This is a genomic window from Streptomyces sp. NPDC050856, assembly GCF_040653855.1.
Lineage (GTDB): Bacteria > Actinomycetota > Actinomycetes > Streptomycetales > Streptomycetaceae > Streptomyces.
In genome coordinates this window covers 164,720-188,207 of the sequence record NZ_JBFAGV010000010.1, presented here as the reverse complement: position 1 = coordinate 188,207, position 23,488 = coordinate 164,720, and the positions used below count along the sequence as shown (strand labels likewise).

22 protein-coding genes and 1 tRNA gene are annotated in these 23,488 nt (G+C 73.7%); 12 read left to right on the top strand and 11 right to left on the bottom strand.

Features of this window, described 5'->3' with window-relative positions:
• Positions 1-89 precede the first annotated feature (89 nt).
• The gene (locus tag AB0H53_RS12660) at positions 90-317 is read left to right on the top strand and encodes a hypothetical protein (protein WP_362110613.1); all 228 of its coding nucleotides are present in this window, start codon (positions 90-92) and stop codon (positions 315-317) included.
• 173 nt (positions 318-490) lie between these two features.
• Here the strand turns inward: AB0H53_RS12660 and mscL are convergent, their stop codons facing one another.
• The 6 genes from mscL to AB0H53_RS12630 all read right to left on the bottom strand — a co-directional run bounded on the left by mscL (position 491) and on the right by AB0H53_RS12630 (position 6,441).
• Positions 491-1,054: a large conductance mechanosensitive channel protein MscL gene (mscL, locus tag AB0H53_RS12655; protein WP_362110610.1), complete on the bottom strand. Its 564-nt coding sequence runs from the start codon at positions 1,052-1,054 to the stop codon at positions 491-493.
• A gap of 72 nt (positions 1,055-1,126) precedes the next feature.
• On the bottom strand, positions 1,127-1,639 hold the full coding sequence (locus AB0H53_RS12650; RefSeq protein ID WP_362110607.1) for a hypothetical protein: 513 nt from the start codon (positions 1,637-1,639) through the stop codon (positions 1,127-1,129).
• A 413-nt stretch (positions 1,640-2,052) separates the two neighbouring features.
• Positions 2,053-2,886 carry an S-methyl-5'-thioadenosine phosphorylase gene (locus AB0H53_RS12645; RefSeq protein WP_362110604.1) on the bottom strand — a complete coding sequence of 278 codons (834 nt, stop codon included), beginning with the start codon at positions 2,884-2,886 and terminating at the stop codon, positions 2,053-2,055.
• Positions 2,887-2,962: 76 nt separating this feature from the next.
• The gene (locus AB0H53_RS12640) at positions 2,963-3,295 is read right to left on the bottom strand and encodes an FmdB family zinc ribbon protein (RefSeq protein ID WP_362110601.1); all 333 of its coding nucleotides are present in this window, start codon (positions 3,293-3,295) and stop codon (positions 2,963-2,965) included.
• 68 nt (positions 3,296-3,363) lie between these two features.
• On the bottom strand, positions 3,364-4,590 hold the full coding sequence (locus AB0H53_RS12635) for an MFS transporter (RefSeq protein ID WP_362110676.1): 1,227 nt from the start codon (positions 4,588-4,590) through the stop codon (positions 3,364-3,366).
• Positions 4,591-4,938: 348 nt separating this feature from the next.
• A complete protein-coding gene (locus tag AB0H53_RS12630) occupies positions 4,939-6,441 on the bottom strand; it encodes a potassium/proton antiporter (RefSeq protein ID WP_362110673.1) in 1,503 nt (500 codons plus the stop codon).
• A 224-nt stretch (positions 6,442-6,665) separates the two neighbouring features.
• Here AB0H53_RS12630 and AB0H53_RS12625 point away from each other — a divergent pair, with 224 nt between their 5' ends.
• A complete protein-coding gene (locus AB0H53_RS12625; RefSeq protein ID WP_362110598.1) occupies positions 6,666-9,398 on the top strand; it encodes a penicillin acylase family protein in 2,733 nt (910 codons plus the stop codon).
• 31 nt (positions 9,399-9,429) lie between these two features.
• On the opposite strand, the gene AB0H53_RS12620 is transcribed toward AB0H53_RS12625, so the two are convergent.
• Positions 9,430-10,035, bottom strand: coding sequence for a 5-formyltetrahydrofolate cyclo-ligase (locus tag AB0H53_RS12620; RefSeq protein ID WP_362110670.1), 606 nt, complete (start codon positions 10,033-10,035; stop codon positions 9,430-9,432).
• A gap of 107 nt (positions 10,036-10,142) precedes the next feature.
• On the opposite strand from AB0H53_RS12620, the gene galU reads away from it, so the two are divergent.
• The 8 genes from galU to AB0H53_RS12580 all read left to right on the top strand — a co-directional run bounded on the left by galU (position 10,143) and on the right by AB0H53_RS12580 (position 17,347).
• On the top strand, positions 10,143-11,054 hold the full coding sequence (gene galU, locus AB0H53_RS12615; RefSeq protein ID WP_362110596.1) for a UTP--glucose-1-phosphate uridylyltransferase GalU: 912 nt from the start codon (positions 10,143-10,145) through the stop codon (positions 11,052-11,054).
• Positions 11,051-12,367, top strand: a complete 1,317-nt coding sequence (glp, locus tag AB0H53_RS12610; RefSeq protein WP_362110593.1) for a gephyrin-like molybdotransferase Glp — start codon at positions 11,051-11,053, stop codon at positions 12,365-12,367. Before galU ends, glp begins: the two co-directional genes overlap by 4 nt.
• A gap of 119 nt (positions 12,368-12,486) precedes the next feature.
• Positions 12,487-12,966, top strand: a complete 480-nt coding sequence (gene moaC / locus AB0H53_RS12605) for a cyclic pyranopterin monophosphate synthase MoaC (protein ID WP_362110590.1) — start codon at positions 12,487-12,489, stop codon at positions 12,964-12,966.
• On the top strand, positions 12,963-13,469 hold the full coding sequence (locus AB0H53_RS12600; RefSeq protein ID WP_362110587.1) for a MogA/MoaB family molybdenum cofactor biosynthesis protein: 507 nt from the start codon (positions 12,963-12,965) through the stop codon (positions 13,467-13,469). The genes moaC and AB0H53_RS12600 overlap by 4 nt, the downstream gene beginning before the upstream one ends.
• Positions 13,466-14,086: a GNAT family protein gene (locus AB0H53_RS12595; RefSeq protein WP_362110584.1), complete on the top strand. Its 621-nt coding sequence runs from the start codon at positions 13,466-13,468 to the stop codon at positions 14,084-14,086. Before AB0H53_RS12600 ends, AB0H53_RS12595 begins: the two co-directional genes overlap by 4 nt.
• A 145-nt stretch (positions 14,087-14,231) precedes the next feature.
• Positions 14,232-15,311: a gephyrin-like molybdotransferase receptor GlpR gene (gene glpR / locus AB0H53_RS12590; protein WP_362110581.1), complete on the top strand. Its 1,080-nt coding sequence runs from the start codon at positions 14,232-14,234 to the stop codon at positions 15,309-15,311.
• A 96-nt stretch (positions 15,312-15,407) separates the two neighbouring features.
• Positions 15,408-15,481, top strand: a tRNA-Ala gene (locus AB0H53_RS12585).
• A gap of 291 nt (positions 15,482-15,772) precedes the next feature.
• On the top strand, positions 15,773-17,347 hold the full coding sequence (locus tag AB0H53_RS12580; protein WP_362110578.1) for an RICIN domain-containing protein: 1,575 nt from the start codon (positions 15,773-15,775) through the stop codon (positions 17,345-17,347).
• 26 nt (positions 17,348-17,373) lie between these two features.
• Here AB0H53_RS12580 and AB0H53_RS12575 read toward each other — a convergent pair whose 3' ends face one another.
• The 3 genes from AB0H53_RS12575 to AB0H53_RS12565 form a co-directional block, all read right to left on the bottom strand.
• Positions 17,374-19,023, bottom strand: a complete 1,650-nt coding sequence (locus tag AB0H53_RS12575) for an amidohydrolase (RefSeq protein WP_362110575.1) — start codon at positions 19,021-19,023, stop codon at positions 17,374-17,376.
• A gap of 140 nt (positions 19,024-19,163) precedes the next feature.
• Positions 19,164-20,129 (bottom strand): peptidase, encoded by a 966-nt coding sequence (locus AB0H53_RS12570; RefSeq protein ID WP_362110572.1) that lies wholly within the window; start codon positions 20,127-20,129, stop codon positions 19,164-19,166.
• Positions 20,130-20,244: 115 nt separating this feature from the next.
• A complete protein-coding gene (locus tag AB0H53_RS12565; protein ID WP_362110569.1) occupies positions 20,245-20,754 on the bottom strand; it encodes a GNAT family N-acetyltransferase in 510 nt (169 codons plus the stop codon).
• Between the two features lie 50 nt (positions 20,755-20,804).
• Here AB0H53_RS12565 and AB0H53_RS12560 point away from each other — a divergent pair, with 50 nt between their 5' ends.
• Both AB0H53_RS12560 and AB0H53_RS12555 read left to right on the top strand, forming a co-directional pair.
• Positions 20,805-21,602: an exodeoxyribonuclease III gene (locus tag AB0H53_RS12560; RefSeq protein WP_362110566.1), complete on the top strand. Its 798-nt coding sequence runs from the start codon at positions 20,805-20,807 to the stop codon at positions 21,600-21,602.
• Positions 21,603-21,719: 117 nt separating this feature from the next.
• Complete coding sequence (locus AB0H53_RS12555) at positions 21,720-22,781, top strand: DUF6528 family protein (protein WP_362110563.1); 1,062 nt, start codon at positions 21,720-21,722, stop codon at positions 22,779-22,781.
• Between the two features lie 15 nt (positions 22,782-22,796).
• Here the strand turns inward: AB0H53_RS12555 and AB0H53_RS12550 are convergent, their stop codons facing one another.
• On the bottom strand, positions 22,797-23,477 hold the full coding sequence (locus tag AB0H53_RS12550) for a MerR family transcriptional regulator (RefSeq protein WP_362110560.1): 681 nt from the start codon (positions 23,475-23,477) through the stop codon (positions 22,797-22,799).
• Positions 23,478-23,488: the final 11 nt, after the last annotated feature.

Genomic DNA, 23,488 nt, shown 5'->3' with positions numbered 1-23,488 from the left:
CCCCAGCCGGGTCCCCTGCCCGCCGCTCCGGCACCGGTGAGGAACGGGGCCACCGGCCCGGCCAGCGGTGTCCGGCGTACGCTGGAGACATGAGTACCGCCCCCGCCCCCGGACCGCGCGATGCGAAGTCCCCACAGGCGCCGGCCGACCAGCCGCAGAGGCTGGAGAAGAGCAAGCCGGGGCTAAACTTCGACGATCCGCTGGACCAGCAGTCCGCGGACGATACGGACCGTGGGTGGGGCGAGCGGGCTCCGGGCGCCGACAGCGCCGCCGATGTGGCGCGCTTCCTCGACGAAAAGCCGCCGCACCACCTCTGAGCACCTTGCCAGGGCCATTGGCCGGGCGCACCGGGCAGGCAGTGGCGTCGCCGCTGCCGCGCCGGTCCGACCGCCGCGGGCAGCGCCACCGGTGCCGTACCGGTGCCGTTCCGGGGCCGGCCTCCGCGGCCCGGAGGGTCCCGCGGGGCCGGCCGAGCGGGGGACCGCCTCCGCTACGAGGTGCCGCGGTCGGTGCCGTGTTCCGGACCGGGCGCCTTGCCGGTCCCGGAGCCGGGAGTCCCGGCGCGCTGAGCGACGAGAGCGTCCCTGATTTCCTTCAGCAGCTCCAGCTCGGTGACCTCCACGACCTCCTTGACGCCCTCCTTCTCCTTCTCCAGCGCGGCCTTCCGCGCCAGGTATCTGGCCATGGGCAGCACCATCAGGAAGTAGACGACCGTCGCGGTGATCAGAAAGCTCAGGGTGGCGCCGAGCACCGAGCCCCACATGATCGGGATGCCGCTGACGACGTTGCCGCTCTTGTCGACCTGGCAGGGCCCTTTCAAACAGGACTGGTAGCTCTCCAGGGCCTTGGTGCCGAAGGCGCCGACGATCGGGCTGATGATCCCTTTGACCACCGCGTTCACGATGTTGGTGAACGCGGCGCCGATGACCACCGCGACCGCCAGGTCGATGACGTTCCCGCGCATCAGGAAGGCCTTGAAGCCCTCCAGCACGCTCTGCTTCTTCTCCTGGCTCACCGCGGTGCCCCTCGTCGCTCGTGCTGCTGGCGCAGCCATTAGGCCGTGGACGCGGCTCAGCCGTCCAATCCGGACCCACGCGCACGTGACGAGGCGAGCGGCCGGCTCCCGTCAGCACAGCGTCACCGCCAGGCGGGAGGTGGCTCCGGCCCCCGCCAGCACCGCGGCCGTCCCGCGCGGGACGGACAGGACGACCAGCGCCCCGCCGTCGGGGGAGTCGGCACCGTCCCGGGGAACGCCCGCCACCCGCGCTCCCCGCGCCACCACCCGGGGCTCCTCCCCGGCGCCGGACGGCGCGCCGGGCGCGGCGATCACATCGACCCGGTCCCCTGGGCGCAGCAACCGGACCGTGGCGGCGTCCGCGATCCGTACCGGAGCGGACACCACTCGGACGGAGCGGACGGGCTTCGCCTCCCGAGTCGGCGCCGTGACCGCTGTGTCCGAGGCATCCGCCCGCTCGGCGGCCCCGGGCGCGAGGGCTCCCGAGGCGGCGAGCGCGGCGGCCGCCATCGCCAGCCCGGCCGCCATCGCGCGCCGCCTGCGCCGCACCGCTCCGCGTAACCGGTGCGCGCCGCCGTGGACCCGCAGCGGCGCGAACGCCGGCACGACGTACGTCTCCGGCACGGGCGAGGAGCCGGGAGCACCGGCGGGAACAGGAACAGCGGCGGAGACAGCGGAGACAGAGGAGACAGAGGAGACAGAGGAGACAGAGGAAGCGGAGGAAAGGGAGTAAGCCGACGAAGCGGAGGGAGCGGAGGAGGGACGGGACGTGAACGTCATGGCAGCCAACCACCTACGAGGAGAGCGCGGTCCGCCGGCTTTCCGCCGACGGCCTCACCATCCCGCGTCCCGGCCGCACCCGCTCACACCTGTGGACAACCGCCGCGCTGGGGAAAACCTGCTCACTCGTACGGGCACTCGACCAGGCGCCCACGCCGGGCCCCACGCACGCTGCCGGAGGCCGGCGCGACCCAGCGCGCCCACCACCCGCTACGGCGGCGTTCGCGGCAGCCCCGCGCGAAGTGGCCCGCCACCCGTTACGGCAGCGTGATACCCAGGTCCCAGCCGTCGTGGGCCCGCGTGCACAGGCAGGCCCGGCTCTCGGTTGCGGGCAGCGCCGCGACCGCGTCGAAGAGCACCTCGCGCAGCCGTCCCACGTTCTCCCCGAAGACCCGCATGACCTCGGTGTGCGAGACGCCGTCGCCCGTCTCGGCGCCCGCGTCCAGGTCGGTCACCAGGGCCATCGACGTGTAGCAGAGCCCCAGCTCACGGGCGAGCACGGCCTCGGGGTGGCCGGTCATGCCCACCACCGAGCCACCCATCGCCGCATGCCACCGGGACTCCGCCCGGGTCGAGAAGCGGGGGCCCTCCACGACGACCATGGTGCCGCCGTCCACGGCCTCCCAGCCCCGGCCGTGCGCCGCCGCCAGGGCCACCTTCCGGCCGGCCGGGCAGTAGGGGTCGGCGAAGGTGGTGTGCACCACGTTGGGCACCGTGCCGTCCGGCAGCGGCTCCCCGTCGAAATACGTCTGCTCACGCGCCTTCGTACGGTCGACGAGCTGGTCCGGCACGAGCAGGGTGCCCGGTCCGTACTCCGGCCGGAGCCCGCCGACCGCGCACGGGCCCAGTACCTGGCGCACGCCGGCGGACCGCAGCGCCCACAGGTTGGCGCGGTAGTTGATGCGGTGCGGCGGCAGGTGGTGGCCGCGGCCGTGCCGGGGCAGGAAGGCGACCCGCCGTCCGGCCAGCTCGCCGAAGAACAACGAGTCGCTGGGGCTGCCGTAGGGCGTGGTGACCGGGACCTCGGTCACGTCCTCCAGGAAGGAGTAGAAGCCCGAACCGCCGATCACGCCGATCTCCGCATACGCCATACGGGTTACCTTAACCGGGCCCCGGACACGCCGAGGACCCCGCCGTACGGAACGGCGGGGCCCGGGGAAGCGGGTGTCAGGCGGCGGTGCCGGTGGCGCTCGACGAGGTCGAGGACGCGGACGACGACGAACCCGAGGACGACGAACCCGACGACGACGAGTCCGAGGACGAGCCCGACGACGCGGGCGTCTTCGACGCGGACGTCGAGGCGGGCGTGCTGCTCGACGAGGCGCCGCGGCTGTCGTTGCGGTAGAAGCCGGAGCCCTTGAAGACAATGCCGACCGCCGAGAACACCTTCTTCAGGCGTCCCTGGCAGCTCGGGCACTCGGTCAGGGCGTCATCGGTGAACTTCTGCACCGCCTCGAGGCCCTCGCCGCACTCGGTGCACTGGTACTGGTAGGTCGGCACTTGTCTTCCTCCTGGCACTCTCACTCGATGAGTGCTAACGACGATCCATAGTGACGTATTCCGCCGACTCAGTCCACTGTCAGCGGCGAGCGGTGACCGACGCCACGTGTCACGGTCCGGCCGGCGGCCTTGGGAGCCAGCCGTGAGCGGAGCGCCACCAGGGTGGCCAGCGCCAGCGCCGTACCGGCCAGCGGCACCAGGAACCCGGCGCTCGCGCCCTGCGCGTCCGCCAGTCGCCCGGCCACCGTCACGGCGGTGGCCTGCCCCAGCGCGACGGCGCCGGTCAGCCAGGTGAAGGCCTCCGTGCGGGCCGACGACGGGACCAGGGACTCCACCAGCGTGTAGCCGGTGATCAGCGCGGGCGCGATGCACAGGCCCACGACCAGGCCCAGCGCGCCCAGCAGCACCGCCGAGTGCGCCGACCACAGCAGGGAGGCGGCGAGGGTCAGGGCGGTGTAGCCGAGCATCAGCCGTCGGCGCGGCCCGATCTTCCAGGCGATGGCGCCGCAGGCGATGCCGGCCAGCATGTTGCCGGCGGCGAACACGCCGTACAGGACGCCGTTCAGGCCGGGGTCGCCGATCTCCTCGGTGAACGCGGTCAGCGAGACCTGCATGCCGCCGAAGACCGAGCCGATGCCGAGGAAGGCGATGGCCAGCACTCGCACGCCCGGCACGGAGAGGGCCGAGACCCGCTCGGCGCGGGTGTCGCCGTCGGCGACGCCGTGGGGCGGCTGGGTACGGCGCTGGGCCGCGAAGAACAGGCCGCCGGCCAGCGTCAGCGTGGCCTCGGCGATCAGTCCGGCGGCCGGGTGCACACCGGTGCACAGCGCGGTGGCGAGCACGGGGCCCACCACGAAGGTGAACTCGTCCGTCACCGACTCGAAGGCGGCGGCCGTCGACATCAGCGGTGAACCGTCCAGCCTGGCGGCCCACCGGGCCCGGACCATGGGCCCGACCTGCGGCACGGAGGCGCCGGTGGGCACGGCGGCCAGGAAGAGCACCCACAGGGGCGCGTCCGCCAACGCCAGCGCGGTCAGCGCGGCGACCGACGCGGTGTGCACCAGGACGCCGGGGACCAGTACGGCGCGCTGGCCGAAGCGGTCCGCGAGCTTGCCGGTCTGCGGCGCGAACAGCGCCATGGAGACGCCGGTGAACGCGGCGACGGCGCCGGCGCTGCCGTAGGAACCGGTGGTGTGCTGCACGAGCAGCACGATGCCGATGGTGAGCATCGCGAAGGGCTGCCGGGCCAGGAAGCCGGGCAGCAGGAACGTCCAGGCGCCGGGGGTGCGCAGCAGCTGCCCGTACCCGGGACGCTTCCCGGGCCCCTGCCCGGCGCCGCGCTCGTCGCGCTCGACGCCGTGCTCAACGTCAGAAGTGACCGTGGATGCCACGGCCCGTGCCTTTCTGCCGCCTGGTAGCGCTCCCCTGGGTGTCGGGAGCCGCCGAGAGCTGTCCTCTTGCGCGGAACTGCGGTAGATGCCGGGCCCCGGTGAGGCGGGGTGTCACGGCCGCCATACGGTCGCGCCAGCTCTGCGTCAGGCAGAGTTGGTCGATCAGTGTGGATCAGTGTGTGCCTTCATGGTACAGGTGACCACGCCCGTGACGCCTGTGAAATCGCCGACAGGGCGTATGTGCACCTGGGATTAACCGGACGTTTCCCCTCCGGTTCCCAGCCATCCGGCCAGTTTGCCGCCCTGGCCGACCGCTCGCAGCCGTCGCTCGGCCGCGTCGCGCACCGGGTCGGTCGCCACCACCAGCAGTTCGTCGCCGCGCCGCAGCACGGTGGTCGGGGCCGGTACGAAGCTCTTGCCCTCCCGTACGACCAGGGTGACCGCGGCGCCGGCCGGCAGGCGCAGCTCGGCGACCTCCACGCCGTGCATCCTCGACTCCTCCGGGACGCCCACCGACAGCAGGTGCCCGCGCAGCCGCTCCAGGGGGGCGGACTCGATCCCCAGGTCGGCGGCGCCCGAGGAGTCGCCCAGGCGCAGCGCCCTGGCCAGCCAGGGCAGCGTGGGACCCTGCACCAGCGTGTAGACCACGACCAGCACGAAGACGATGTTGAAGACCTTCTCGCTGCCGTCGATGCCGGACACCATGGGGATGGTCGCCAGGATGACCGGAACCGCGCCGCGCAGACCCGCCCAGGACAGCAGCGCCTGCTCCTGCCAGGGGATGCGGAAGGGCAGCAGGCTCACCAGGACGGACAGCGGGCGCGCCACCACCGTCAGGACCAGCCCGACCATCACCGCCGGCCAGAAGTCGTCGAACAGCTCGTGCGGGGTCACCAGGAGCCCCAGCAGGACGAACATGCCGATCTGCGCGATCCAGCCCAGTCCCTCGGCGAAGCCCCGGTTCGCGGGCGCGTGCGGCAGCCTGGCGTTGCCCAGGACCACCGAGGCCAGGTACACGGCGAGGAAGCCACTGCCGTGGGCCATGGCGCCCGCCGCGTACGCCACGACCGCGATGGCCATCACGGCGATCGGGTACAGGCCGGAGGCGGGCAGGGCCACGTGCCGCAGGCCGAACGAGCCCAGGAAGCCCGCGGCCAGTCCGATGGCCGCGCCGATGGCCAGCTCCAGCGCGATCCTGCCGACCAGCACGTACCAGTCGTCCACCGGGCCGACGGTGGAGAAGGACACCACCAGGATCACCACGGGGGCGTCGTTGAAGCCGGACTCCGCCTCCAGGACACCGGTCACCCGGGACGGCAGCGGCACCTTGCGCAGCACCGAGAAGACGGCGGCCGCGTCGGTCGAGGAGACGACCGCGCCGATGATCAGGGCCTGCCGCCAGTCGAGACCGACCACGTAGTGGGCCGCCGCGGCCGTGACGCCCACGCTCACCGCGACACCGACGGTCGACAGCGCGGCCGCCGCGGGCAGGGCGGGCCGGATCTCCTTCCACTTCGTGCCCAGGCCACCCTCCGCCAGGATCACCACCAGGGCGGCGTAACCGATGACCTGGGTCAGCTCGGCGTTGTCGAAGGCCACACCGCCGATGCCGTCCTGCCCGATGGCGATCCCGATGCCGAGGTACAGCAGCAGGCTGGGCAGGCCGCTGCGCGACGAGACGCGGACCGCCGCGACGGCGACGAGCAGCACGAGCGAGCAGATGAGCAGGAGTTCGTTGAGCTGGTGGACAGTCAGTGGCCGATCCTTCCCCTCGCATGGGCGCCGGGTTCTGCCGGCGGCGGTACTTCGTTACCTTACCTAATCATTAACGCTTCCTTGACGCCCCCGTCGGCGGGTGCGACAGTCCGTCGCAAGGCGCCGAAAACGGGCCCTTGCTGACACCGCGTCCGGGCCGGCGGAGCGCTGCGCCTATGGTTGCTCCAGCACTCCAGGACCAGCCTGCGCCTCGAAGGACAGCGATGCCCGCCAACACCACCGCCGCTTCCGCCAAGAAGAAGGGGCGACGTGCCCGCCTGCTCGTGATCGCCCTGGTGCTGGCGCTCGTCGCGGGCGTCGGCTACGGCGCGTACTGGAGCGTCAGCACGGTACGTGCCCCCTTCCCGCAAACCACCGGCACGCTCTCGCTGGACGGCCTGAGCGGCCCGGTCGACGTCAAACGGGATGAATACGGCATCCCGCAGATCTACGCCTCCACCGACGAGGACCTCTTCCGGGCCCAGGGCTACGTCCAGGCCCAGGACCGGTTCTGGGAGATGGACGTCCGCCGCCACATGACGGCCGGCCGCCTCTCCGAGATGTTCGGCAAGGAGCAGGTCGGCACCGACGCCTTCCTGCGCACCCTGGGCTGGCACCGGGTGGCGCAGCGGGAGTACGACACCAAGCTGTCGGCCGACACCAAGAAGTACCTCCGGGCGTACGCCGACGGCGTCAACGCCTACCTGAAGGGCAAGGAGGGCCGGGACGTCTCCGTCGAGTACGCCGCCCTCTCCTTCGGCAACGACTACACCATCGAGCCCTGGACGCCGGTCGACTCGGTGGCGTGGCTCAAGGCCATGGCCTGGGACCTGCGCGGCAACATGCAGGAGGAGATCGACCGCTCGTTGCTGACCAGCAGGCTCAGCGAGAAGCAGATCAAGGACCTGTACCCGGCCTACCCCGCCGACCTGCACCGCCCCATCGTCGGCAAGGGCACCGTGGACAAGTCCACCGGGAAGTTCGACCCGGCCGCCAAGGCCGGGGACGCCGGCACCCCGAACAGCCCCCAGGGCGCCGCCCAAGGCTTCCGGACCCAGCTCTCGGCCCTGTCGGACGCCCTGGACGAGATCCCGGCGCTGCTGGGCCCCAGCGGCAACGGCATCGGTTCCAACTCGTGGGTGGTGTCCGGCAAGTACACGACCACCGGCAAGCCCCTGCTCGCCAACGACCCGCACCTGGCGCCGCAGCTCCCCTCGGTCTGGTACCAGATGGGCCTGCACTGCCGCGCGGTGTCCGAGAAGTGCCGCTACGACGTGGCCGGCTACACCTTCTCCGGCATGCCGGGCGTCGTCATCGGCCACAACCAGGACATCGCCTGGGGCTTCACCAACCTGGGCGCCGACGTCAGCGACCTGTACCTGGAGAAGGTCTCCGACGACGGGTACCAGTTCGGCGGCAAGGAGGTGCCCTTCACCACCCGTGAAGAGGTCATCAAGGTGGCCGGCGGCGGCAGCCGGCCCATCACCGTGCGCACCACCAGGAACGGGCCCCTGCTCTCCGACCGCAGCGACGAGCTGGAGAAGGTCGGCGAGAAGGCCCCCGTCACCGCCTCCGCCCCCGACCGGGGCGAGGGCTACGCGGTGTCCCTGCGCTGGACCGCGCTGGACCCGGGCAAGTCCATGGACGCCGTCTTCAAGCTGAACCGCGCCAAGGACTTCAAGGAGTTCCGCGAGGCCGCCCGCGACTTCGAGGTCCCCGCGCAGAACCTGGTCTACGCCGACGCCAAGGGCGCCGAGGGCCACATCGGCTACCAGGCGCCCGGCCGGATCCCGGTCCGCGCCAAGGGCCACGACGGCACCATGCCGGCGCCCGGCTGGGACCCGAAGTACCAGTGGGACAAGTGGATCCCCTTCGAGGAGCTGCCGTACGAGGAGGACCCGGAGCGCGGGTACATCGTCACCGCGAACCAGGCCGTCATCGACGCGGGCAGCTATCCGCACCTGCTCACCAAGGACTGGGGCTACGGCTCGCGCAGCCAGCGGATCAACGACCTCATCGAGTCGAAGACCAAGGACGGCGGGAAGATCTCGACCGACGACATGCGCACCATGCAGATGGACAACAGCAGCGAGATCGCCAAGCTGCTGACCCCCCACCTGCTGAAGATCGATGTCTCGGACCCGTACGTCCGTGAGGCGCAGAAGCTCCTGGAGGGCTGGGACTACACCCAGGAGGCCGACTCCGGCGCGGCGGCCTACTTCAACGCCGTCTGGCGCAACGTCCTCAAGCTGGCCTTCGGCGACAAGCTGCCCAAGGAGGTGCGCGTCAAGGGCGAGTGCCTCAACGTCCGCCCGGCCGACTCCACCGGTCCGCTCGACGAGCAGAACAAGCTGGTGCGCGAGTGCGGCCGGCGGGACGCCGAGTCGGCCCAGCCGGACGGCGGCGACCGCTGGTACGAGGTGGTCCGCCCGCTCCTGGAGGACGAGGACAGCGAGTGGTGGACGTCCGCGAAGAACCGCCGGACCAACACGGCCACCGCCACCCGGGACGAGCTGCTCGAGCGCGCCATGGAGGACGCCCGCTGGGAGCTCACCTCCAAGCTCGGCAAGGACGTCTCCAGCTGGAGCTGGGGCCGGCTGCACCAGCTCACCCTCAAGAACCAGACCCTCGGGACGAACGGCCCGGGCGCCCTGCAGTTCATGCTCAACCGGGGCCCGTGGAACCTGTCCGGCGGCGAGGCGGCGGTCAACGCCACCGGCTGGAACGCGGCGGGCGGGTACGGCGTCGTCTGGGTCCCGTCCATGCGGATGGTGGTCAACGTGGGCGACTGGGACAAGTCCCGCTGGATCAACCTGACCGGCGCCTCCGGGCACGCCTACAACGCGCACTACACCGACCAGACCGACAAGTGGGCCAAGGGCGAGCTGCTGGACTGGCCGTACGAGAAGCAGACGGTCCAGGCCAGGACGGTGGACACGCTGGTGCTCACCCCCTGACGCCCCCGGGGCGCCGCCGGCGCCCCGGACGTCACGCGCCGGGCGCCCCCGGGGTGCGGCCGGGGAAGCGCAGGACGGCGGCGGGTGTCACCACCGCGTGCACGGGGTGGTCGTGCGGTTCCTCCGGGACCCGCTCGACCACCTCGTGCGCGTACAGGAGCACCACCAGCGCCGGGTGGGCACCCGCCCGGGAGAGGCGCGCGAGGACCCGGTCGTACGAGCCTCCGCCGCGTCCCAGCCGCATGCCCCGCCCGTCCACCGCCAGGCCGGGCAGCAGCACCGCGTCGGCCGCCAGCACGCCCCGCGGCCCGAGCCGGGGACCGGCGGGCTCCAGGAGCCCCCAGCGGGCCGCCACCAGGCGCTCGGGGCCCTCGTAGGGCGCCCAGTCGAGATCGTTGTCGGGCAGCAGGACCGGTAGCAGGACCCGGACGCCCCGGGAGCGCAGCGCGTCGAGCAACGGACGCGTGCCCGGTTCGTCGCCGATCGACACATATGCCGCCACGGTGCGGGCGGTGGCCAGCTCGGGCAGCCCGAGCGCGGCCTCCGCCAGAACCGCGGCCGCGTTCCGGACGTCCTCACTGGTCAGGAGCGCGCGCTCGGCGAGAAGTTGGCGCCGCAGAGTGGCCTTTCCGGACATCTCGCCAGTCACGGTGATTTCACAAACCTCTCGTATATGCCCTTATGGGAAGGAAGTTAGCTACAAGCTAATCTTTCTTGCCATACCTACCGGATATGGTGCTCCGCATGACTCAGTCGCACCCCAGGATCAGCAAGGCTGTCATCCCCGCCGCAGGGCTCGGTACCCGGTTCCTGCCGGCCACCAAAGCCACTCCCAAGGAGATGCTGCCTGTCGTCGACAAGCCCGCCATCCAGTACGTCGTGGAGGAGGCGGTGGCCGCCGGGCTGTCCGACGTCCTGATGATCACCGGGCGGAACAAGCGCCCCCTGGAGGACCACTTCGACCGCAACTACGAGCTGGAGGAAGCCCTCATCAAGAAGGGCGACCAGGAGCGGCTCGCCAAGGTGCAGGAGTCCAGCGACCTGGCCACCATGCACTACGTCCGCCAGGGCGACCCGCGCGGCCTCGGCCACGCCGTGCTGTGCGCCGCCCCGCACGTCGGTGACGAGCCCTTCGCCGTGCTCCTGGGCGACGACCTGATCGATCCCCGCGACCCGCTGCTGTCCCGCATGGTCGAGGTGCGCGAGCGCGAGGGCGGCAGCGTCGTGGCGCTGATGGAGGTCGACCCGGCGCAGATCCACCTCTACGGCTGCGCGGCTGTGGCGCCCACCGCCGACTCCGACGTGGTCAAGGTGACCGCCCTGGTGGAGAAGCCGGACCCGGGCGAGGCGCCCAGCAACTACGCGATCATCGGCCGCTATGTCCTGGACCCGGCCGTCTTCGGGATACTGCGGGAGACGGCCCCGGGACGCGGCGGCGAGATCCAGCTCACCGACGCGCTCCAGAAGCTCGCCACGGACGAGGGCGCCGGCGGGCCGGTGCACGGCGTGGTCTTCAAGGGCCGCCGCTACGACACCGGTGACCGCGGCGACTATCTTCGGGCGATCGTCAGACTCGCGTGCGAACGTGAGGATCTGGGGCCGGAGTTCCGGAACTGGCTGCGCGGTTACGTCACCGAGGAGATGCGGACGCTGTGAGTACGACCTGGTCGGTGGACGAGCACCTGGAGGACATCCTCGCCGCGGTCCGCCCCCTCGACCCCATCGAGCTGCAACTGCCCGACGCGCAGGGCTGCGTCCTGGTCGAGGACGTCACGGTGCCCGTCGCCCTGCCGCCCTTCGACAACAGCTCCATGGACGGGTACGCGGTCCGGGTCGCCGATGTCACCGGCGCCACCGAGGAGTTCCCGGCGGTGCTGACCGTCATCGGTGACGTGGCGGCCGGCGACGGCGGCCTGCCCACCGTCGGCCCGGGCCAGGCCGCCCGCATCATGACCGGCGCCCCGCTCCCGCCCGGCGCCGAAGCGGTCGTGCCGGTGGAGTGGACCGACGGCGGCACCGGCGGCGGGGCCGCCACGGCCATGCGCCCGGCCGGCCGGGCCCCCGAGGGCGCGAGCGGCGAGGTCCGCGTGCACCGCCCGGCCCCGGCCCGCGCCCACGTCCGGGCGCGGGGCAGCGACGTCCAGGCCGGCGACCTGGCCCTGGAGGCCGGCACGGTGCTGGGCCCCGCGCAGATCGGGCTGCTGGCGGCGATCGGCCGCGGCACCGTGCGGGTGCGCCCCCGGCCGCGGGTGGTGGTGCTCTCCACCGGCAGCGAGCTGGTCCAGCCCGGCGAGGAGCTGGGGCCCGGCCGGATCTACGACTCCAACAGCTTCGTGCTGGCCGCCGCCGCGCGTGACGCCGGCGCCATCGCCTACCGGGTCGGCGCGGTCACCGACGACGCCCAGACGCTGCGGGCCACCATCGAGGACCAGCTGATCCGCGCCGACCTGCTGGTCACCACCGGCGGGGTCAGCGTCGGCGCGTACGACGTGGTCAAGGAGGCCCTCTCCTCGGTCGGTGACGGTGACGGCGACGGCGAGGAGGACGGGCCGGCCGGCGGGGTCGACTTCCGCAGGCTCGCCATGCAGCCCGGCAAGCCGCAGGGCTTCGGCTCCGTGGGCCCGGAGCAGACCCCGCTGCTCGCCCTGCCGGGCAACCCGGTCTCCTGCTACGTCTCCTTCGAGCTGTTCGTCCGCCCGGCGATCCGCGCCCTGATGGGGCTGCCCGACCTGCACCGCCCCCGCGCGCGAGCCGTACTGGCCGCCGACGGGCCGCTGTCCTCCCCGGCCGGCAAGCGCCAGTTCCTGCGCGGCAGGTACGACGCCGAAGCGGGCACCGTCACCCCGGTGGGCGGCGCCGGGTCCCACCTGATCGCCGCCCTCGCCCACGCGGACGCGCTGCTGGACATCCCCGAGGACACCACCACCGTGGAGCCGGGCACCGAGCTGGACCTGGTCCTCATCGGCTGAGCCGCCGGGCGTGGCGGTACGGTGTCTGCCGCTGTGACCTCCCGGGGAGCCCCCCGGGCCCCCGGCCGCGACAATGGGTCGTGCGGGGCAACCAGTGCCGGAACGCGAGGCGGAGTTCAGTGAGTACGCAAGGCAGCCTGACGCACATCGACGAGGCGGGGGCGGCCCGCATGGTGGACGTCTCCGGGAAGGACGTCACCGCCCGCACCGCCCGGGCCACCGGCCGGGTGCTGGTCTCGGCCCGTGTGGTGGAACTGCTGCGCGGCGAGGGCGTCCCCAAGGGCGACGCCCTGGCCACCGCCCGTATCGCGGGCATCATGGGGGCCAAGCGCACCCCGGACCTGATCCCGCTCTGCCACCCGCTGGCGCTCTCCGGCGTCACGCTGGACCTGACGGTGGCGGACGACGCGGTCGAGATCGCGGCCACGGTGCGCACCACCGACCGCACGGGTGTCGAGATGGAGGCGCTGACCGCCGTGTCCGTGGCCGCCCTGACCGTGGTGGACATGGTCAAGGCGGTCGACAAGGCGGCGGTGATCAGCGACATCCGGGTGGAGGAGAAGACCGGCGGCAAGTCCGGGGACTGGAGCCGTTCATGACCGCCGCCCCCGGTCCGGCCACCCGCCGCGCCCTGGTCGTCACCGCCTCCAACCGGGCCTCCGCCGGGGTGTACGAGGACAAGGGCGGCCCGCTCCTCGCCGAGGGCCTCGCCCGGCTGGGCTTCGCCGTCGACGGGCCCCAGATCGTCCCGGACGGCGACCCGGTCGAGGCCGCCCTGCGCGCCGGCGTCGAGGCCGGGTACGACGTGATCCTCACCACCGGCGGCACCGGCGTCTCGCCCACCGACCGCACCCCCGAGGCCACCGGCCGGGTGCTCGACCACGAGGTCCCCGGCATCCCGGAGGCCATCCGCGCGTACGGCCGCGACAAGGTGCCCACGGCCGCGCTCTCCCGGGGTCTGGCCGGGGTCGCCGGCCGCACCCTGATCGTCAATCTGCCCGGCTCCACCGGCGGGGTGCGCGACGGCCTCGCCGTCCTGGAACGGCTCCTGGTCCACGCGGTCGACCAGTTGCGGGGCGGCGACCACCCCAGAGAGTCATGAACCCGGTCTGGCCGGTGGTCCTGGGCGACGGCGAGGTCGTCCTGCGCCCGATAAAGCTGCGCGACCAGCGGGTGTGGCGCGAGGTCAACCGGCGCAACCGGGACTGGCTGCGCCCCTGGGAGGCGACCGTCCCGCCGCCGGGGCCCGGCGCCGCGGCCGCCCGGCGCCCCACGTACCGGCAGATGGTCCGGCACCTGCGCGCCGAGGCCAACGCGGGACGGATGCTGCCGTTCGTCATCGAGTACCAGGGGCGGCTGGTCGGCCAGCTGACCGTCGCGGGCATCACCTGGGGCTCGATGTGCGCGGGCCACGTCGGCTACTGGGTGGACCGGGAGGTGGCCGGCCGGGGCGTCATGCCCACGGCCGTCGCGCTCGCCGTCGACCACTGCTTCGGGACGGTCGGTCTGCACCGTATCGAGGTGTGCGTCCGGCCGGAGAACCTGCCCAGCCGCCGGGTGGTGGAGAAATTGGGATTCCGTGAGGAAGGCATGCGGCCCCGCTACCTCCACATCGACGGCGCGTGGCGCGACCACCTCGTCTACGCGCTGACGGTCGAGGAGGTCCCCGAGGGGCTGCTCCGCCGCTGGCGGCGGGTCCGGCCCGGCACACCACGCTGAATTGCAATATATGTTCGAATTTCGTCGCCGGTTGTCACCGAGTGATCGGAAAAGCGCAAAAAAATTCAGTGAGATCAGCCAGATCGTGCGACACACCGGCCCAATTGGCCGATCGCCGGATGCGAACCCCTCTACGGTGTGAGGCGTGAGCAGCAGCGGCCTCATCTACGCAGTCATCGTCGGGGCCTGGGCCGCCTACTTGGTGCCGATGTGGCTCCGCAGGCAGGACGAGCTGAACGAGGCCCGTCCGACGGAACGCTTCAGCACCGCCATCCGGCTCCTGTCCGGACGGGCGGGGATGGAGCGCCGGTACGCCAAGGAGCTGCGCGCGCGCACCGCCGGCCAGGCCACGCCCGACGTGGACCCGGACGCGGCGACGGAGCACTTGAGCTCGGTCGACGTCCGGGCCTTCGCCGCGCCCCCGGCCCTGACCGAGGCGCGCCTGGAGCTCCCGGAAGCGCCCGGTGCCCCGCAGACCCCGCCGGACCGGCCCGCGCGGCCCCCGCGCCCCACCCGGGCGGCGGCCGAGCGCGCCCGCCGCTCGCGGGTCCTGGCCAGGCGACGACGCACGACGGTGATCCTCTTCCTGGCCTTCACCCTGGGCGCGATCGTCGCGGCGGTCGGCGGGCTGGCCTTCCTGTGGGCCCCCGGCGTCCCGGCGGTCCTGCTCAGCGCGTACATCGTGCACCTGAGGGCGCAGGAGCGCCGCCGCTTCGTGTACGTGATGGACCGGCGCCGTGCCGAGGCCGCGGCCCAGCGGCTGCGGGAGAGCCGGCCGCGCCGCCCGCAGCCCGCCCCCGACCGCGCGGACGAGCCCGAGGAGCTCCACGCGGAGCCCGAGCCCGACCCGGCACCGGCCCTCTCCCCGCAGGAGGCGGGCCGCCGCGCGCTGGTCGAGCAGACCGACCACGCCGAGTGGGTCGACCAGCAGCGCGAGCGCGGCCCCTCCCGGGGTGACAGCTGGGATCCGGTACCGGTGCCGCTGCCCACCTATGTGACCGCTCCGGTGGCCCCCCGGGCGACGGGCGGCGTGGACGTCACCGACCCGGAGACCTGGAGCGCGGCGCGCTCCTCGGCGGCGGAGCCCACCCCGCCGCCGCCCACCCGCCAGAACCCCCACCCGAGCCCGACCGCCCCGCCGCCCCGCCGCTCCCGCGACCACGGCCGGACGCCGCTGTTCGACCAGTACGCGGACGAGGACCGCCCCCGCGCGGCCAACGAGTGAGCCGGGGGCTCCCCGCGCGGCCGGGGGCCGGTGCGACCAGGGGGGAACGGATTTCCAAGCACCCCGGCCGGGGTGCTAAGGTTTCACACGTCGCAAGGGCCTGTGGCGCAGACTGGTAGCGCACCTCGTTCGCATCGAGGGGGTCAGGGGTTCAAATCCCCTCAGGTCCACAGACACGAGATCCCGTCCGATCGTTCCGATCGGACGGGATCTTCGCTTTTCCCGGCACCGGTTACCCGCCGGAAGCGCTGTGAAGTGGTGCGGCCGGTGAGGCGGGAAAGAACTCTTGTTCCGTCACCCGCAGTTGTGCGAAAGTGACCTTCCTCACGGCCCAGTGAGCCGTCCCGGCCGGGCAGTTCCCCACAAAGGAAAACGCCCTCCGCAAGGTACGTACCCATCGGGCGCACATCTTTTCGATGGTCGCAGTACTCCACCACGCCGGCCCGAAGGGAAAGACGTCCATGGCGTATTCCCGCAAGCTTTCCGCCGCCCCGCCGCCGCCCCCGTACGCGCCCGCCTTCGGGGGGTCGGACGAGGGGCTCGCCGGTCTGCTCGGCGACGGTCGGGAAACGGCGCGGGAGCACTCGGAGGCGCTGCTGACGGCGCGACACTGGCCGGCGGTGTGCGACCACGCGGCGTTGTTCACCGCCTCGCGGGAGACCGCGGCGACGGTGGCCGCGGCGGCGTTCGGCCAGGTGCTGGAGGAACTGCGGGCGGGCGAGGCGGGCGGGGCGCTGCGGCCCCGGCTGCTGGTGGCGGTGGGCCGGACGCTCCGCGCCCGGGCCGGACTGCCGCGCGCACCGGAGCTGCTGGGAATCCTGCGCGCGCCCGCTGAGCCGGCGGAGAACCGCCGGCTGGTCGCGCGGGCGTTCGCGGAACTGCCCACCGACGCCCAAGTGCTCTTGTGGCACCGGGAAGTCGAGGCGGAGGGTCTGTCGGTGCCCGCCGTCCTGCTCGCCATGGATCCCAGGCGGGCGGCGGAACGGCTGGCAGAGGCCCGGGAACTCCTCCGCGCCGCTTGCGCGCGGACCCACGCGCGGTTCGCCCCGGACGCGGAGTGCCGTCACTACGGCCGGCTGCTCGACATATCCCTGCGGCGGGGCGGCACGCTGATTCCGGATATCCAGCACCACCTGGCGAAGTGCCGGTACTGCCGGTACGCGGCCGAGCAGCTGCGCCGCTTCGACGGGCGGCTGGCCCCGCTGCTCGCCGAAGCGCTGCTCGGGGAGGGCGCGCGGGGATACCTCGAGTCCCGGCCGGCGCGCTCCCGGCCGCGTCCGCTGCCACGCCGGGCCCGCCACTCCCGGACCGGACGCCCGGGGACCGGGTGGCATGGCACGCTGCCGCGCGGTGGGCCGGCGCGTGCCGGGCGGCTTCGCGGCGGCCGGCGGGCCGGGGGCCGGCCGGGCGGGGAACTGCTGGTGGGTCTGGGGATCGTGGTGACGGGTGCGCTGCTCGCGGCGGCGGTTGCCGTCCTGCGGGCCGGCGGCGGGGACGGCGGCGACGGCGGTCACGGCGCCGGTACGGGCGGGCCGAGCGGCGCCGTGACCGGCACCGCGCGCCCGCCGGCCCCGCCACCCGCCTCGGCCGGGGACCCCACCGGCCCGCTGAGCACCGGCCTGCGCAACGCCGGGGCAGGGCTGTGCCTGGACGTCCGGGACGGCCGGCCGGCCGTCGGAGCCGGGCTCACCCTCGCGCCGTGCACGGCCGGCGCCGCGACCCAGCGGTGGCTGTACGAGGACGACGGGCTGCTGCACAGCGCGGCGGCCCCCGAGCTGTGCCCGCACTCCCGGGAGCCGGCCGGGGTGGTGGTGCTGCGCCTGTGTGCCACCCGGGCCGGTACCGACGTCCGGTACGACCTGCTGGTGCGGGGCCAGGTGACCCCCAGGTGGCACCAGGGCCTGGCGCTCGCGCCGGTGGCCGCGGCGCCGGGCACCGACATCGTCGTCAAGGTGCGCGACGGCGCCGCCGCCCAGCGGTGGCTGACCGACCCGACGGGGCGGGCACCGTCGCCCGGCCCGGCCCGGGGGGCCTGAGCGCCGCCGCCGGCCCGGCGGGGTGCTCAGGGCGCCGGATGGACGCGTACGCCCCCGACGAAGGTCTGGAGCACGCGCGTGTCGGCGATCTCGTCCACGGGCGCGTCGAACGGGTCCCGGTCCAGTACCGCCAGGTCGGCCAGGTGGCCCACCCGGACGGTGCCCGTGTCGTCGAGGCGGTTCACATACGCGCTGCCCGCGGTGTACGCGGCGAGCGCGGCGTCCAGGCCGATGCGCTGCTCCGGCAGGAAGACCGGGGTTCCCTCGTCCGCGTCCGGCAGCCGGCGGTTGACGGCGACGTGCAGGGCGGCCAGCGGGTCCGGGCTGCTGACCGGCCAGTCGCTGCCGGCCGCCAGCCGGGCGCCGGAGCGCAGCAGGTCGCCGAACGGGTACTGCAGCGCGGCGCGTTCGGCGCCCAGGAACGGGATGGTCAGCTCGTCCATCTGCGGTTCGTGCGCCGCCCACAGCGCCTGGATGTTCGCGGTGGCGCCGAGCCTGGCGAACCGGGGCACGTCCTGGGGGTGGACGACCTGGAGGTGGGCCAGGTGCGGGCGGGTGCCGGTGGCGCCGTTCGCCGCCCGGGCGGCCTCCACCGCGTCCAGCGCCTCACGGACCGCGCGGTCGCCGAGCGCGTGGAAGTGCGGCTGGAACCCGTGGGCGTCCAGGGCGGTGACACAGGCCGCGAGGGCGTCCGGCTCGATGAACGAGATGCCCGAGTTGTCGGAGGCGCGGCCGCAGGCGGTGAGGTACGGGCCCAGCAGCGCGGCCGTGTGGTTCTCGGCGATGCCGTCCTGCATGATCTTCACGGTGCCGGCGCGGAGCCTGCCGTAGGTCAGCTCCTCGCGGCGCGCCAGCAGTTCCGGGAGCTGCTCCGGGCCCCGGGTCCGGTCCCACCACAGGGCGCCGACGACACGGGCGGTCAGCCGTCCGTCGCGGGACGCGGCGGCGTAGGCGGGGGCCGGGTCGTGCATCCCGGCGTGGGCGCCGAGCAGGGCGTCCTGCCAGGCGGTGACGCCGTGGGAGTGGAGCTGCGCCTGGGCCCGCAGCAGACCGGCCGTCAGCTCCGCGAGGTCCGGCTCCGGCACCAGGTCCGCGATGAGGCTCATCGCGCCCTCCTGGAGCATGCCGGTGGGGTGGCCGTCCGGTTCGCGTTCGATCCGCCCGTCGGCGGGGTCCGGGGTGGTGGCGGTGATCCCGGCCAGCTCCAGGGCCCGGGTGTTGGCCCAGCCGCCGTGGTGGTCGCGGTTGACGAGGTAGACCGGGCGGTCGGGGACCAGCTCGTCCAGGAACTGGCGGGTCGGGGTGCCGCCGGGGAACGCCTCCATCGACCAGCCGCCCCCGGTGACCCAGGCCGCGTCCGGGTGGGCGTCCGCGTAGGCCCGGACGCGCGGCCGGTACTCCTGGGCCGTGGTGGCGCCGCTCAGGTCGCAGCGGCCGAGCTCCACTCCGGCGCCCACCGCGTGGACGTGGGCGTCCTGGAACCCGGGGATGAGCAACCGGCCGCGCAGGTCGACCACTTCGGTGCGCGGGCCGATCAGGTCGTGCACCTCGTCGTGGCCGACGGCGACGACACGCTCGCCGCGTACGGCCACCGCGCTCGCCACGGGCAGCGCGGGGTTCATGGTGCGGACCGGCCCGCCGGTCAGGACGAGGTCGGCGGTGTGGGCGTACGGCATGGGTCGGGCTCCTGGGTGGTGCTGCGGGTGGACGTCTCCCGGCAGGGTGGTCCATCCGTCGCCGTACGGCCAGGGGCCCGGCGGGCGCACGCGTCCCGCCGGGCCCCGGTGTGCCGGTGTGCCGGTGTGTCGGTGTGCCGTCAGGAGGTCTGCGCCTTGTCGTACACCGCCTTGGCCTCGTCGCCGAAGTACGGGCCGAACATCCGGTTCGGCAGGAAGGTGTAGCCGAAGCTGTTCACCGAGACCTGAAGGCCGGTGCCGGCCGTCTCGCTGAAGCCGGTGAACCAGGGGCCGCCGCTGGAACCGCCCGTCATGTTGCAGCCCAGGCTGTGGTCCTGCGAGAACAGGAAGTCCTTGGCGGAGTTCCCGGAGCAGTAGATCAGCTTCGAGCCGTCGTACGGGGCCGCCGCCGGGAACCCGAAGGCGTACATCGGCTTGTTGTAGCCGCCGTTGAACTGGATGCCCTGCGCGCCGGTGACCGAGGTGAGCTTCCTGCCGTCGAGCGGGGCGACGACCGCCGCGCCGATGTCGTAGTTGATGTCCTCGCTCGCCTCCCACTGCGGGGTGGTCAGCGTCCTGGTCGCGGTCCACTGGCCGTGGGGCGCCTGGCCGTTGTCGTAGCCGGGGACGAAGACCCAGTTGGTGTGCCAGCTCCCCTGGTACTTCACGCAGTGCCCGGCGGTGATCACCGTGCTGGCGTTCTGGCTGGTGACCGCGTTGCCGGAGCAGGAGGCGGTCTTGCCCTGGAAGGTGAAGAACACCCGCCCGGTGGTCTTCGCGACGGCGCCGCCGCCGCTCCACGCGCCGCCCGCCTGCGGGAAGGCGGTGGGGCCGACCGTGGTCGTCGCGGCGCCCGGCTGCGGGGCGCGGAGGGACTTGCGCGCGGTGGGCGTGAGCCGCAGGTCGAGCGGGGCCGCGCCGCGCATCCGCTCGGCGGTCCAGAACGCGGCGGCCTGCCGCTGCTCGGCGGCGGGCGCGGTGCGGACGGCGGCGTCCCCGGGCGAGGGGGTGGCGCTCGCGGCGGTGGCGGCGGTGGCGGACAGGGCGCCGGTGAGCAGGGCTCCGACGGTCAGCAGGATGCCCACGGCGGTGCGATGGCGTCTCACGCATGTCTCCTTCTGCCGCGCCCGGTCCCGATCGGGGCCCGGGCAGGGGTGGGGGAACGAAGAGCGGTGCGAACAGACGTGCGTCAGGCAGAGTCCCACGGCACCGGTGGCTCTGTCAGGAGCGCGTCACCGACTTTCCGCGCGCCCCGCGCAGCGGCTTGGCGTAGCAGAGGCTGGCCTCGTGGTGCCGGTAGTAGCCGAACTTGGCGCACGGCTCGTATCCGCTGGAGGTGTAGAGCCCGATCGCCTCCGGCTGCTTGGTCCCCGTCTCCAGCACCATGCGGGTGCGGCCGGCGGCGCGGGCGTCGTCCTCCAGGGCGGCCAGGATGCGCCGGGCCAGGCCCAGGCCGCGGGCGGCCGGCACCACGTACATCCGCTTCAGCTCGGCGTCCCCGTCCGAGTAACCCAGGTCGTTGGCGTCCTGCGAGCGCCAGCCGCCACTGGCGACGGGCCGGCCGCCGGAGTCGTGGGCGAGGAGGTACAGGCCGCGCGGCGGCCGGAACATCGCGGGGGCGAGCGGGGTGAGATCGCCCTCGTCCTCGTACCGCTCGGCGTATTCGAGCTGGACCTGGTCGTTGAGTCTGACGGCGTCCGGGTCGTCGAACGCGGCAATGCGGATCAGCATGCGCGTTATCGTACGGGCGTGCGATAGCGCCGGGTCGGTATGGTGCCGGGATGCTCACTGTGACGACCGCCAATGTCAATGGCCTGCGCGCCGCCGCCAAGAAGGGCTTCGTGGAGTGGCTGGCGGGGACCGCCGCGGACGTGGTCTGTCTCCAGGAGGTGCGGGCCGAGCCGGCGCAGCTCCCGGACGCGGTACGGGCGCCGGACGGCTGGTACCCCCTGCACGCGCCGGCCGCCGCCAAGGGCCGCGCCGGCGTCTCCCTCTACACCCGGCGGGAGCCGGACGCGGTACGGATCGGGTTCGGGTCGAGCGAGTTCGACGGCGCCGGCCGGTACGCGGAGGTGGACCTGCCGGGCGTCACGGTCGCCAGTCTCTACCTGCCGTCGGGTGAGGTGGGCACGGAGCGGCAGGACGAGAAGACGCGTTTCATGGGCGAGTTCCTGCCGTACCTGAAGGAGCTCCGGGAGCGGGCGGCGGCCGACGGCCGTGAGGTGCTGGTCTGCGGCGACTGGAACATCGCCCACCAGGAGGCCGACCTGAAGAACTGGAAGGCCAACCGCAGGAGCTCGGGGTTCCTGCCCGAGGAGCGGGAGTGGCTGGGCCGGGTCCTGGGCGAGGCGGCGTACGTCGACGTCGTACGGGCGCTGCACCCCGGGCAGGCCGGGCCGTACACGTGGTGGTCGTACCGGGGCCGGGCCTTCGACAACGACGCGGGCTGGCGGATCGACTACCAGGTCGCCACCCCCGGGCTCGCGGCGCGCGCGGTCAAGGCGTGGGTGGAGCGGGCGGCGACGCACGCCGAGCGGTGGAGCGACCACGCGCCGGTGACGGCCGTCTACGACCTGTAGGGCGGCGACGCCCGCCGAGCGGCGGGGCGACCACGCGCCGGTGACGGCGGTCCCGATCCGCGAGTGACTCGGATCGGCGGTGTGCCCGGCCCCTCGGGGCTGCCACACTCCGGTGCTGTGCGCCCTGTCCCCGTAACCGCGCCGCGGTCCGCGCTCGTCGCCGTGCTCGCGCTCTCGCTGCTCGCCGCCACCCCCGCCGGGTCCGCGTCCCCGGCCCATTCCCCGACCCGCGGCCCCGCCGCCTGGATCCCGGCCGGGACCCCCGACGTCCTCGTCACCGACCAGGCGTCCAAGCGGATCCTGCTGCTCGACGGGGCCCGGCGCCGCTGGGACCCGGCCGCCGACCCGGCCGCCGTCAAGTGGGCCTTCTCACCGGTCGGGGACCCCCGGTACGCCGACCTCGACCCGGCCACCGGCTGGGTGCACCCCAACGAGGCCAAGGTGCGCAGGCACCGGGGCCGGACCTACGTCCTGACCACCGCCTCGTACGGGTTCGCCGCGGTCGTGGCCTACCCGGGCGGCGCGCGGTACTGGGCCGGCACCCTCTCGACCGGCACCATCCGGCACAACCCGCACAGCATCGAGCTGCTGCCGGACGGCAATGTGGCCGTCGCGGCCAGCACCGGTGACGAGGTGCGGCTCTACGCGGCCTCGCAGGGCCCGGCGGACGTGCCGTTCGCCTCGTACCGGCTCGACGACGCGCACGGGCTCCAGTGGGACGCCCGGCGGCGGGTGCTGTGGGCGCTGGGCGGCGACCGGCTGGTGGCGTTGAAGCCCGGCGGTACGGCGGCGAGGCCCACGCTCGCGGCGGACTTCGAGGTGCCGCTGCCGACGCCGCACGGGCACGACCTCGGGCAGGTGGCGGGGCGGCCCGGCCGGCTGTGGGTCAGCAGCGGTTCGGCCGTGTACCAGTACGTGAAGCGCACGGGCGCCTTCCTGCGGGACTACCCGGGCGCGGCCGGGATCAGCCGGGCCCGCGTCAAGTCCGTCGGCGACGACCCGGGGACCGGCCAGGTCGCCTCGACGGTGCCGGAGAGCGGGCTCGGCGAGACCTGGTGGACCAGGAAGGTGACGGTGCACCGGCCCGGCGGCGGCTACGAGCTGGTGAACGGCGGCATCTACAAGGCGCGTTGGTGGCTGCCGGGCGGTCCGCGCAGCGGGGGGTCCCGGAGGTCGTGAGGCCCGCCGGAGGGATCAGCCGTCCTCGGAGGCGGAGCGCAGCCGGCGGTCCAGCGCCATCGACAGCTCCGCCTCCACCACGCTCTTGGCCAGTGGGCGCAGCCGCTCGGCCCCCGCCGCGCCGTCCGCGTGCTGGTACAGCAGATCCGTGAAGAGCGTGGCCAGGGCGTCGGCGTGGACGCGTACCCGGCCGGCGGCGGCCAGTACCGCCGACAGCGGGACGCCCTCCTTGACCAGCGCGGCCGACACCTCCAGCAGGCGGCGGCTGACGTGCACGATCTCCTCGCCGTCGGTGGCCAGGTAGCCGAGGTCCAGGGCGGCGGCGAAGTTCTCGGGGGTGACCTGGTCGCCGAAGTGGTCGGCCAGTTGCTCGGGCGTCAGCCGGACCGGTTCCTCCTCGGACGGCTCGCCAAGCCCCAGCACCTCGCCGACGTCCCGCCCGCTCTCGAAGGCGGCGGCCAGGTCGGCGATGCCATTGAGGGTGTGGCCGCGCTCCAGCAGGGCGGCGATGGTGCGCAGCCGGGCCAGGTGGTGCGGCCCGTACCAGGCGATGCGGCCCTCGCGGCGGGGCGGCGGGATCAGGCCCCGCTCGCGGTAGAAACGCAGGGTGCGCTCGGTGATGCCGGCGGCCCGGGCCAGCTCCGCCACGCGGTACTCCCGCTCACCGTTCCGCTCGCCCGCCGGGTCACTCGTCACGCCCGCCACCC